This window comes from Spirosoma terrae (assembly GCF_010435915.1).
Classification (GTDB): Bacteria; Bacteroidota; Bacteroidia; order Cytophagales; family Spirosomataceae; genus Spirosoma; species Spirosoma terrae.
Map to the genome: position 1 here is coordinate 351771 of NZ_JAAFZH010000005.1, position 12099 is coordinate 363869.

Here is a 12099-nt window from a genome sequence, read left to right on the forward strand (position 1 = left end):
ACGTTATAATCTCAAATAGTTGCAAAATCGTCTCATCTTAGTGATATGAAAGCAGAGCAAAATGCGATGAATTGTGAAGCAATTAGTGCATGGGGAAATCGTCTTGATACGTTAGTGGAGAACAAACTGACGCTGAGTCATGATGCCGCTGAATTACATTTATACGAGACGTTTCAGCAAGCCAGTCTAATTGAATTACGGTTTAATGCACCCGTTATGACTAGTATGCTAAGCGGCCGCAAGGTGATGCATCTGAACCAGATAGACCCATTTGACTATCAGCCGGGCGAGTCGCTTTTGCTACCTTCCGATCGATTAATGCAGATCGATTTTCCAGATGCCACCACACAAGAGCCAACGCGTTGTCTGGCGCTAACGATATCTGACGATTTTATTCGGCAAACCGTGGCTGAGCTAAATGAGCAGGTTCCTCGTGTTGAAAGGGCGGATCAATGGCAGCTGGATACGGAAAACTATCTGCTTAAAAACAACGCCGAAATAAGCTGGCTGATTGACAAGCTCATGCACTTATTTCGGGAGAATAATCCATTCAAGCCGTTTTTTATCAAGAATACGTTACGGGAGTTGATTGTACGGTTATCGCAGACGCAGGTCAGCACCAAACTTCTAACGGAAACAAGCCAGCATATAAATACAAATCGCCTGGCGTACGTAGTAACCTATATCCGGGAGAATCTGACGCATGCTTTATCGGTCGAAGAGCTGTCTGACAAAGCCTGCCTGTCGAAGTCTCATTTTTTTCGGTTGTTTAAAAGCGAGCTTGGAATGTCGCCCGCTCAGTTTATTCTCAGTGAGCGCATCCGTCGGGCGAAGGCCATACTAAGTAATCCAACCAAGAGCGTTACGGATGCGTGCTACGAGTCGGGTTTCAACAGTGTAACGCATTTTAGCAATGCATTCAGGGCTCTGGAACAGATTAGTCCTCGTCAGTTTAAGCGTCAGCTTTTGGGGTAAACTGAACGTACTGAAGCAGCTGATGACCGCATCCTGGGTGCTTATGGTAGAATTAATCCAGAGCGGTAAACTCATCGGCGGAAAATCGTTATCTTTGGTTAGATATGGCAACAAAACCAGCTAACAAAGGTGTATTTACAGCGCATACATTTGATTTTCTGCGCGACCTGATTGAGAATAATAACCGCGAGTGGTTTCATGCAAATAGAAGCCGGTACGATGACGCCAAGGGAGAGCTGATTAGCGTTGTTGAACGAGTGCTGACCAGTCTAAGTCAGTTTGAGCCCCTGGCCAATACGGCCGTTAAAGATTGTATTTTTCGGATCAACCGCGACATTCGCTTTTCAAAGGACAAAGCGCCCTACAAGTCGCATCTGGCATTTGCGATTGGGCCAGGAGGTCGTCATTCGGGACGTATCGATTATTACGTTCAAATTCAACCCGGTGGACAGTCGTTTTTAGGAGCCGGTATGTGGCAGCCTACACCGGCTAACCTGGCTAAATTCAGGCAGGAGGTAGATTACAACGTCGACGAGTTGAAGGGAATTATTGAAGCCGACGAGTTCAAAGCCTTTTTTCCCGAGATCCACGGCGAAACGCTGAAAGTAATGCCGAAGGGCTATGCTGCCGACCATCCGGAAATTGATTTGCTACGTCGTAAAGAACTCTTTTTTGTTCACCGGTTCACCGATAAAGAGGTACTCAAGCCAAGCTTTGCGGACGAGGTTGTACGAGGTTGCCGGATCATTAAACCATACTGCGACCTATTGAATTATCTATTCTTCGATGAAAAAGAAGAGCCTGTTACGCTTTAAACCAACTATACTAGCTATGAAACGTTTTTTATTGTGTTTGCTTGGCGGGCTGATAGCTTCGTTTGCTCAGGCTCAATCAACCGAAAAGCCGCCCTCTGGTTATCTCTATAAAGTAGAAACGGGGGTATCGGGTCGGCAGGTCTATGTGAGCAATCAGCGTCCATACAATTTGAATGGCGATTTGGTTGGGGCTGGCGACCTGGCAGCGCAGACGCAGCAGGTTTTCGAAAATCTGAAAACGGCGCTTGGTAGTGTTGGGTTAACGCTCAGAAACGTGAAGCAGGTAACGTATCATATCAAAGGCGTGACCACTCAGGTAAATTCTGCGCTGGCAAATCAGGTTAATGCGGTGAGTGCTACCTATCTAACTCAAATACCTGGAATTGCTGAAATGAAGAGTATCCCGAAAATTGCCACCGACGATATACTGGTCGAAATTGAGGTTATTGCAGAAAAGTAGTAAGCCAAAAACGTCATTACAGTAAAAAGCCCGTCAGCGTCCTGCTAACGGGCTTTTTACTGTATGGTTGACAGAAATTATACTTCTGCCAGCATCGAAACGGTTTTGCCCTCCAATTGGCTTTCACCCATCAGATAAGCATCGGCCGCGCGGGCTGCTTCGCGGCCTTCCGAGATGGCCCAGACAACCAGCGACTGTCCACGACGCATATCGCCTGCTGCGAAAACTTTCGGGTTCGAAGTAGTTTGATAATTCGTGGCTTTTACGTTGCCGCGTTCATCATATTCGACACCAAGATCGTCCAGCAGGCCATTGTGTTGCGGGTGAAGGAATCCAGCTGCCAGCAAAGCTAATTCGCAGGGGAGATCACGTTCTGAATTAGGAACCTCCACCATCTGCATACGACCGTTTTCGTTCTTCCATTCAAGATCAACAAGACGTAGTGCCTTCAGATTACCATTGTCATCACCAATAAAGGCTTTCGTATTGATTGACCAATAGCGTTCGCAGCCTTCTTCGTGTGAAGTACTCGTCCGCAGCATCATTGGCCAGTTTGGCCAGGGGGTACTTGAGGCTCGTTCTGCTGGCGGCATAGGCATTAATTCGATCTGCGTTACGCTGGCTGCATTGTGTCGGTTCGACGTACCAACGCAGTCAGAGCCGGTATCGCCACCACCAATAACAATCACATTTTTATCCGTAGCCCAGATTTCACCATCACCATACGTAACACCCTGATGATCGACCTTTACCGGAAGACCGGCGTTACGTTTGTTCTGCTGGCTCAGGAATTCCATTGCTGGATAAATACCTTTTAAGTCACGACCAGGAATCGGCAGGTCGCGCGGAACGGTTGAACCGCCGGTTAGCATAACCAGATCAAACTGGTACATCAGATCGTCCGCTTTAATATCAACCCCGACGTTCACGCCTGTTCTGAACGTAATACCTTCGGCTTCCATGACAGCCAGCCGACGGTCGATCGTCCATTTCTCCAGTTTGAAATCTGGAATACCATATCGTAACAGCCCGCCAATCTGGTCGGCCCGTTCAAAAACGGTAACGGTGTGACCCGCTTTATTCAGTTGAGCCGCAGCAGCCAGACCCGCAGGGCCAGAGCCTACAACAGCAACCTGTTTGCCCGTACGAACTTTGGGAGGCTTAGGCGTTACGTATCCACGCTCATAAGCAGCCTCAATGATCGATTTTTCGATAAACTCGATAGCAACCGGTGGTTTATTGATGCCTAACACACAGGATGCTTCACAGGGAGCAGGGCAAATACGACCCGTAAACTCGGGAAAGTTATTGGTCGAGCTAAGAATCTCGTAGGCATACGCCCAGTTTTGCTCATAAACGGCGTCGTTAAACTCAGGAATGATGTTTCCGAGCGGGCAGCCACTATGACAAAATGGAGTTCCGCAGTCCATACACCGCGAAGCCTGCCGTTGAGAGTCCTGCTCCGAGAACGGCATTTCGATTTCTTTGTAATCGTGAATCCGCTGTTGCGGGTCGCGCTTTTTAGGCAGTTCGCGCGTGAATTCTAAAAATCCGGTAGGTTTTCCCATAGTACTTCGCAGTTAGCCCTGCGTTACGTCTACCACAATATCTTGATACACAACATTCTTGTCCCGAATCTGGTCGGCCAGTGAGATACCACGACCGGCGAGAGCAGCACGGAAATCGCCGGGCATCACTTTCACAAAGTGGCCAATTTGCTCATCCCAGTTCTGGATCAGAGCCAGGGCCACATTACTGGTCGTATACTGGAAGTGCTTATCAACGTACTCCCGAATCAGGCTCTGGTCTTCGTCGGTCAGCGTTTCCAGATTAACCATTTCTGGATTGACCTTTGATGCGAACGTACCATCCTGATCGTAAACATACGCAACGCCCCCCGACATACCGGCGGCAAAGTTTTTGCCGGTTTTGCCGAGAATGATGGCTAAACCACCGGTCATGTATTCGAGACCATGATCACCAATACCTTCTACGACTACTTTGGCTCCTGAGTTTCGAACACAGAACCGTTCGCCAGCCATACCCCGAATAAAGGCCTCGCCCGACGTAGCACCATAGAATGATACGTTACCGACTACACTATTTTCTTCAGGCTTGAACTGAGCAGTACGGTCTGGATAAACGATCAGCTGAGCTCCGCAAAGACCTTTCCCGAAGTAGTCATTGGCATCGCCTTCGAGTTCCAGTTTGATACCGCTTGTGCTGAATGCACCGAAGCTCTGACCGGCTGTGCCGCGTAGTTTGATATGGATCGTGCTTTCTGGCAGACCAGGGCCGCCATATACTTTCGAGATCTCGTTCGATAGCATCGTGCCGATACTACGATCGATGTTTTGAACGGTATATTCGCCGTAAACAGACTCGCCAGACTCCAGAGCTGGTTTGGCTAGTTCAATCAGTTTCCGATCCAGTACGTCGTCCAGATGGTGATTTTGTTCTTCCTGCTTATAAAGAGCCACTTCCAGGTTGGTTGGGGCCTTGTAAAGCAGGGAATCAAAATTCAGATTTTTAAACTTCCAGTGTGGCAGATTCTTACGCAACTCCAGCATCTGCGACTGACCAACCATTTCGTTGACCGTCCGGAAGCCTAATTCGGCCATGATTTCGCGGAGTTCCATCGCCAGGAAGGTGAACATGTTCACAACGTGTTCTGGCTTACCGGTGAACAGGGCACGCAGTTCTTTGTTTTGCGTAGCCACACCCACTGGGCAAGTGTTTAGATGGCATTTCCGCATCATGATACAGCCCGTAGCTACCAGTGCTGCCGTGGCTACACCGAACTCTTCGGCACCCAGCAGGGCGGCAATAGCAAGGTCACGACCAGTACGCATCTGTCCATCGGTCTGAACCGTAACCCGACCACGAAGCTTGTTCATGACCAGCGTTTGATGCGCTTCGGCGAGTCCAAGCTCCCAAGGAAGACCAGCGTGACGGATAGACGACAGGGGAGAAGCTCCAGTACCACCGTCGTGTCCAGAAACCAGGATATGGTCAGCGTGTGCTTTGGCAACCCCGGCGGCAATAGTACCAACGCCTGCTTCAGAAACCAGCTTCACACTAATACGAGCAGCACGGTTTGCGTTTTTGAGGTCAGAAATCAGCTGAGCCAAGTCCTCAATCGAATAAATATCGTGGTGAGGAGGGGGAGAAATCAGACCGACACCCGGCGTGGAGTGGCGGGTACGCCCAATCCAATCGTCCACCTTATGACCGGGTAGCTGACCGCCTTCACCAGGCTTGGCACCCTGCGCCATTTTAATCTGTAATTCCTGTGCGTTGGTCAGATAATGGCTCGTTACGCCGAAACGACCCGAGGCTACCTGCTTAATCGCTGAGTTCATGCTGTCGCCGTTCTCGAGCGGTTTAAAACGCAGTTCATCTTCCCCACCTTCGCCCGAGTTGCTCTTGCCGCCAATACGGTTCATGGCGATGGCTAACGTAGTGTGTGCTTCCCACGAAATTGAACCAAACGACATAGCGCCGGTTGCAAACCGTTTGAAAATGCTTTCAATAGGCTCAACTTCGTCTAAAGGAATAGAGTTACCTTTTTTGAACTCGAGCAAACCACGTAACGTAATCGCTTTCTGACTCTGATCGTTGATCAGTTTCGAGTATTTCTTAAAGAGCTGATAGTCGTTCCGTTGGGTTGACTGTTGCAGCAAATGGATGGTGTCGGGGTTGAAAATATGTTTTTCACCCCGCTGTTTCCATTGATAGATACCGCCAACTTCCAGACGAGGGGCTGATGGCGTCGCTTTCGGGAAGGCGATAGCGTGGCGAACCAATATTTCGCGCGCAATCTCATTCAGTCCCATACCGCCAATACGAGAAACCGTACCGGTGAAATAGTTGCGTACTACGTCCTGATTTAAGCCAAGACATTCAAAGATCATCGCGCCCTGGTACGATTGCAGGGTCGAAATTCCCATTTTCGAGAATATCTTCAACAATTCGCCATTGACAGCTTTGATGTAATTTTTATAGAGTTTATCCAGATCGTAATCAACCTGCAACAACCCTTTTTCTTTCATGCTGGCGATGGTCTCAAACGCCATGTATGGGTTTACGCCCGAAGCGCCGTAGCCAATCAACGTAGCAACATGGTGCGTTTCCCATACGTCGCCCGCTTCGACAACAATGCCCACTTTACCACGCAGACCCTGACGGATCAGGTAATGGTGAATGGCCGACGTTGACAGGAGCGAAGGGATTGGTGCGTGGCTTGAATCAATGGCACGATCGGAGAGTACCAAAATGGAATAACCATCCTGAATCGCATCTTCAGCGTAGCGACAAATCCGGTCCAGCGCGCGTTCGAGCGATTTGCCTTCGCCGTCGGCGGTAAACAGACAGTTGATCGTTTTAGCCTGGAATTTTGGCTTATCGATAAAACGCAGCTTATCAAATTCCTGCGTGGTCAGAACGGGTTGTTCCAGCTCCACCTGACGACAATGTTCGGGTGATTCGCTCAGCAGGTTATACGTAGCACCAACAAACGAAATCAGCGACATAATCGAACGCTCCCGAATGGAATCGATAGGAGGATTGGTTACCTGCGCGAACAGCTGCTTGAAATAGTGGCTCAGATGCTGGCTTTGCTCCGAAAGAATAGCGAGCGGAATGTCGATACCCATTGAGCCGAGCGCTTCTTTGCCGGTTTCGACCATCGGCCCCAAAATCATACGCAAATCTTCGGACGTAAAGCCGAAAGCCTGTTGCATACGTAACAGTTTCGCGGGATCGTATTTGGAATAAGCCCGAACGGGTGCTTCTAAGTCCGAAATCCGGATCTTATTGGCATCGAGCCATTCCTGATACGGCTTGCGAGTTGAGATTACGGCCTTGATTTCTTCGTCGGCAACGATACGTCCCTGTTCCATATCAACCAGGAACATTTTGCCAGGTTGCAGGCGGCCTTTTGACACAACTTTCGCCGGATCAATATCGAGTACGCCAACTTCGGAGGCCATGATCACAATATCGTCGTTGGTTACCCAGAAACGGGAAGGACGCAGACCGTTGCGGTCGAGCGTAGCGCCAACAATACGGCCATCTGTGAACGAAATCGAAGCTGGGCCATCCCAGGGTTCAATCAGGGCAGCGTGGAATTCGTAGAACGCTTTCCGAACCGGGTCCATGTGTTCGTTGCCATCCCAGGCTTCCGGAACGAGCATCATCATGACGTGCGGTAAGGAACGACCACTCATCACCAGCAGTTCGATGGCATTGTCGAGGTTGGCCGAGTCTGACTGTTTAGGATCGCAGATTGGCAGCAGCATGTCCATCTCATCCTTCGTAAACTTCGATGATTCGAGCAGACCTTCAGCGGCTTTCATCCAGTTTACGTTACCCCGAACCGTGTTGATCTCTCCATTATGGGCGATGTAGCGGAAGGGCTGGGCTAATTTCCAGGATGGGAACGTATTGGTTGAGAATCGGGAGTGAACGACGCCTAATGCCGATACCACCTCTTCCTGTTGTAAGTCAGGGAAATAAGGTTCCAGCTGGAGCGTTGTAAGTTGACCCTTATACGTAATGGTACGGCAGGACAATGACGAAAAGTAGAAGTGATCAACACCGGCTACCGTTTCGTTAATGATACGTGTGCTGTAGTTACGAAGAATGTAGAGTTTACGTTCAAAATCTTCCGCGTTGGTGATGTCTGACGGGCGTTTGATAAACACCTGCTCCATTTGTGGTTCAGCCGAACGCGAACCAGTACCTAAGTCGCTGTTATTAACAGGAACGACACGATAGCAAAGCAGTTCCAGCCCCAACTTTTTCATGTTGCGGTTCAGGATTGCCCTGCATTCTTCCCGGAGCCACACATCCTTGGGAAAGTACACCATGCCTACGCCATATTCCTGGGCAGGAGGGAGGTGAACACCAAGTTTACGAGTTTCGTCCAGAAAGAATTCGTGAGGAATCTGGATTAAAAGACCTGCGCCATCACCTGAATTGGCTTCAGCTCCTACGGCTCCACGGTGTTCCATCCGTCGAAGCATCTGTAGGGCATCTGATACAATCTGGTGGGATTTCCGGCCTTTAATATGGGCCACAAATCCGATGCCGCAGTTGTCGTGTTCAAATTCGGAACGATAAAGTCCCTGATTAGATGGAGTTTGCCAGGGTTGTTCCTGACATTCCGCGAGTTGGTCAACCTGATCAGACATGGTCGTAACAGCGTTGGGTTATGCCGCCGTTTGTTTACTTCTGATTATCAGAATAATAAAAAACAGCAGCTTTTATTGGGAAATTCTAAATTTAAGAACCTTCTGGCTGGTAATTTATATAGAAGTTGACAGCCAGAGTGACGGGCGTTTGCGACAAAGTCACGCAATATACTACTAAAAAAATTTGGTAAAAACCGGTTTTAGTAGAATTTAATAGTAAATGGTAGTGATTATGAAATTGATTATAGTTCTTCTTGAAAAGTGAACATGATTATATAATATCCAGGTATATAAAGCTGTAAACTACGTACTATTTGTTGAAAGAGTGAAGCGTAATGACGCTTATATCGGCGTCAGATTATAGTAGTATATAGCTCAAATAGGCTATATAAAATGAGGACAGCGGCCACTATGACTGCTGTCCTCATTCGTACAATTCGATCAGCTGATTAACTACCAGATATTATCCAGGTCTTTTGCTGAGTACGTATGGTTACGTTCCGTGAATAATGAAGTAGCCCGACGACCATGACGTAGCGCCAATGGATTGCGGTTCGATAACCGATAAAGCAGCGCTATAGGAAATAAAAAAGCAAAAAAGATAAGAGACAGCAGTATCCGGGAATTAATATAACCCAACCCTTCGGCTAATTTGAACCACCCGAAGCTAACCCAACGAGCTAGTGCTGGCAGCAGTAGGGTCAGAGCACCAACTCCCAGTGCTACGTAAAGCAGCCACTCGTGGCGTCCAAATAGGAAGTAGAGAGCAAGGAACCCCGTTGATATGGCCAAATTTGCCTTGTACATATCAAGTTCTGAAACGCGCTTATGCATAGTTTTATGGGAGAAAAGCATACCGGTTTGACCAAAGTTGCCCAAACCGGTATAACAAAAAATCAGAAGAGTGTGTAGATAAACGGGGCAATGGCCGATCCGCCACCAACAACAAGAATGATTCCTACTAGTAGTAATACAACAATCATTGGTGCCAGCCACCATTTTTGGCGTTCCTTCATGAAGAGGAACATGTCTCTAACGAAGTCCATAGTTTGAGTAAAGGTTTACAGCGTAGTTGTTAATTTAAAAATAAAATAAAAATAATTATATTCTTGTTAAATCAAAATAAGCCCACTCATTCATTTGACAAATTTTAATCGAGCACGAACTCTTCTTTCCAGTTGTCTTTTTCCTGCCAGTCGGGTTGGTCTGTTTTCGCAAATAAATAGTTCCCAACAACGAGATAATCCATTTCTGTCCGCATAAAGCAGCGGTAGGCATCTTCGGGCGTGCAAACGATAGGCTCTCCCCGAACATTGAAGCTTGTATTCACGATTACACCATAACCTGTCTGTTTTTTGAAGGCCTGAATCAGTTCATAATACCTAGGATTCGTTTCGTGGTGAACCGTTTGAATTCGGGCAGAAAAATCGATGTGAGTGATTGAGGGCAGGTCTGAACGAAGGTAATATAACTTATCGCGTAATGGAAGCTGGTGATAGTGAGCTGGTAGCTCCTTTTGGCGGCTGGTGGCTACAGGGTGTACCAGCAGCATATAGGGTGAAATGCCTTTATAGTTAAAATACTGGTCGCAATCTTCGGCTAGTACAGAGGGGGCAAAAGGCCGGAAAGACTCTCTGTATTTAATTTTTAGGTTAAGCTTTTTCTGCATTTCTGCATTTCGGGGGTCTCCCAGAATGCTACGTCCTCCTAAGGCACGAGGCCCAAATTCCATGCGTCCCTGAACCCAGCCCACTACGTTCCCTTCGGCCAGGAGTCTTGCGGTTTCGGTGCATAGTTCGGCGTTATCCTGAAAGCGGGTATACGTACCTTTATATCGACGCGCTACCTGCTCTACGTCCTGATCCGAAAAGTCGGGACCCAGATAAGAGCCAGTCATTTCGTCCTGTCGCCCGCTCAGCTTTCGGTCCTTATTGTAATAAATATAATAGGCAGCTAAAGCGGCTCCCAATGCTCCACCAGCGTCGCCAGCTGCAGGCTGAATGAAAATGTCATCAAAAATGCCTGCTTCCTGTAGTTTGCCGTTGGCAACGCAATTGAGCGCCACACCGCCAGCCAGACACAACTGTTTAGCACCGCTAAGCCGTCTGGCTTCCTGCGCCATTTTTATCACAATATCCTCGGTAACGCGTTGAATGGCTAAGCCCAGATTGCAGTGATGCTCCTGGAGTTCGTCTTCAGGTTTGCGTTGAGGAAAGCCAAACAGGGCAGCCCATTTGTCTTCGTGTACCATGCGAAGCCCCGTTGCATAATTGAAATACTCCTGATTGAGCCATACAGAGCCATCGTCTTTAATAGAAACCAATTCGTTTTTGATGATGTCAACGTAACGGGCAACATCGGGCGATTCTGGATTGCCGTAAGGAGCCAGGCCCATCAGTTTATATTCGCCAGAGTTAACTTTGAAGCCTAAAAAATACGTAAAGGCTGAGTAGAGCAAACCGAGCGAATGCGGAAAACGAAGTTCTTTGAGTATCGCTAACTGATTGCCTGATCCTTTACAGATCGATGCCGTTGCCCATTCACCTACCCCATCGACAGTTAAAATTGCTGCTTCTTCAAATGGCGATGGGTAAAAAGCACTGGCGGCATGAGAAAGATGGTGTTCAGGAAATAGTAGCTTAACTGATTTAGCCTCATCTCCGTAAATTTTTTCGAGTTCTTCACGAAGGAGCCTTTTCAGAAACATCTTTTCTTTTATCCAGACCGGAATAGCTGTAATAAAGGATCGGATGCCCTTCGGCGCGAAGGCATAATACGTTTCTAGTAATCGTTCAAATTTCAGGAGCGGCTTGTCGTAAAAAACAACTGCATCTATTTCCTTCAACGAGAGACCATTATACTGAAGGCAATACTGTACAGCCTGGCTCGGAAAATTGGGATCGTGCTTACGTCGAGTGAATCGCTCTTCTTGTGCAGCAGCAACGATTTGTCCATCTATGACTAACGCAGCAGCTGAATCATGGTAGAAAGCTGAAATACCAAGAATTTTCATTTAGTACTAAAAGTAAAGAAGCTGTTTACGATACCTATAAATAAGTTTCGTGTGAAAATCTACCGTTTACACTATACGTATTATGGATAAAATTCGTAAGCGGTATATCTCCTGTCGAACCTGTACATGTATAGGAGAGGGTGTAGATTTGTGAATCAATCAGACTCAGTTTTTTTTATGTCTGGTATTTGGGCAATTCCTGTCGACTAGTAGCTGGTTTGTCCGCGGGAAGGTAGTTAGTCAATACGTTCTATCAGGAACAGTTGCGTCATCTGCTCTGGATGAATACGAGAATGTAGCGATGGCAAGCCAGAGAACGACGAAAAATTAATGTCTGTAGATGTTCTGGTGGCTACAATTTCTAATGCGAGAAGCGTTATTTACGGTAAGGCTACCTATTCATAAGGAATACGTAGAACCAGTTGTAATTACTTGTCGGAATCTGGAAATTACTACGTCGGAAACAATACGTAAGTTTCAAGCCTATCTGTAGTGTTGTCCAGTGCCTAAATGGAGTGATTGATTCGTTTGTCCTCGACGGCAGGATGCTGTCTGGGACAGACGAATCAATCACTCCACCTAAAATCTATCTGGCTGATAGTGGCGATGTAAGTAAGCACCATTTTTGACGCTCTTTTTCGA

At 47.5% G+C, this 12099-nt stretch carries 8 protein-coding genes; 3 read left to right on the forward strand and 5 right to left on the reverse strand.

All coding sequences use genetic code 11. The features are described from left to right. The first annotated feature begins 45 nt into the window (after nucleotides 1-45). From GK108_RS14370 to GK108_RS14380, 3 genes are all read left to right on the forward strand, one after another. Entirely contained in the window at nucleotides 46-975 is a 930-nt protein-coding gene (locus tag GK108_RS14370; protein ID WP_246224899.1) for an AraC family transcriptional regulator, read from the forward strand. A 104-nt stretch (nucleotides 976-1079) separates the two neighbouring features. Next, on the forward strand, nucleotides 1080-1790 hold the full coding sequence (locus tag GK108_RS14375) for a DUF2461 domain-containing protein (protein ID WP_163949392.1): 711 nt from the start codon (nucleotides 1080-1082) through the stop codon (nucleotides 1788-1790). A gap of 16 nt (nucleotides 1791-1806) precedes the next feature. Further along, the gene (locus tag GK108_RS14380) at nucleotides 1807-2250 is read left to right on the forward strand and encodes a RidA family protein (protein ID WP_212592799.1); all 444 of its coding nucleotides are present in this window, start codon (nucleotides 1807-1809) and stop codon (nucleotides 2248-2250) included. Between the two features lie 77 nt (nucleotides 2251-2327). On the opposite strand, the gene GK108_RS14385 is transcribed toward GK108_RS14380, so the two are convergent. From GK108_RS14385 to GK108_RS14400, 5 genes are all read right to left on the reverse strand, one after another. Further along, entirely contained in the window at nucleotides 2328-3818 is a 1491-nt protein-coding gene (locus tag GK108_RS14385; RefSeq protein ID WP_163949394.1) for a glutamate synthase subunit beta, read from the reverse strand. 12 nt (nucleotides 3819-3830) lie between these two features. After that, nucleotides 3831-8444 carry a glutamate synthase large subunit gene (gene gltB, locus GK108_RS14390; RefSeq protein ID WP_163949397.1) on the reverse strand — a complete coding sequence of 1538 codons (4614 nt, stop codon included), beginning with the start codon at nucleotides 8442-8444 and terminating at the stop codon, nucleotides 3831-3833. 453 nt (nucleotides 8445-8897) lie between these two features. Continuing rightward, nucleotides 8898-9278 (reverse strand): SxtJ family membrane protein, encoded by a 381-nt coding sequence (locus GK108_RS14395; protein WP_163949401.1) that lies wholly within the window; start codon nucleotides 9276-9278, stop codon nucleotides 8898-8900. Nucleotides 9279-9340: 62 nt separating this feature from the next. Further along, a complete protein-coding gene (locus tag GK108_RS31085) occupies nucleotides 9341-9490 on the reverse strand; it encodes a DUF5989 family protein (RefSeq protein ID WP_170305398.1) in 150 nt (49 codons plus the stop codon). Between the two features lie 104 nt (nucleotides 9491-9594). Then, a complete protein-coding gene (locus GK108_RS14400) occupies nucleotides 9595-11457 on the reverse strand; it encodes a carbamoyltransferase family protein (protein ID WP_163949404.1) in 1863 nt (620 codons plus the stop codon). Nucleotides 11458-12099: the final 642 nt, after the last annotated feature.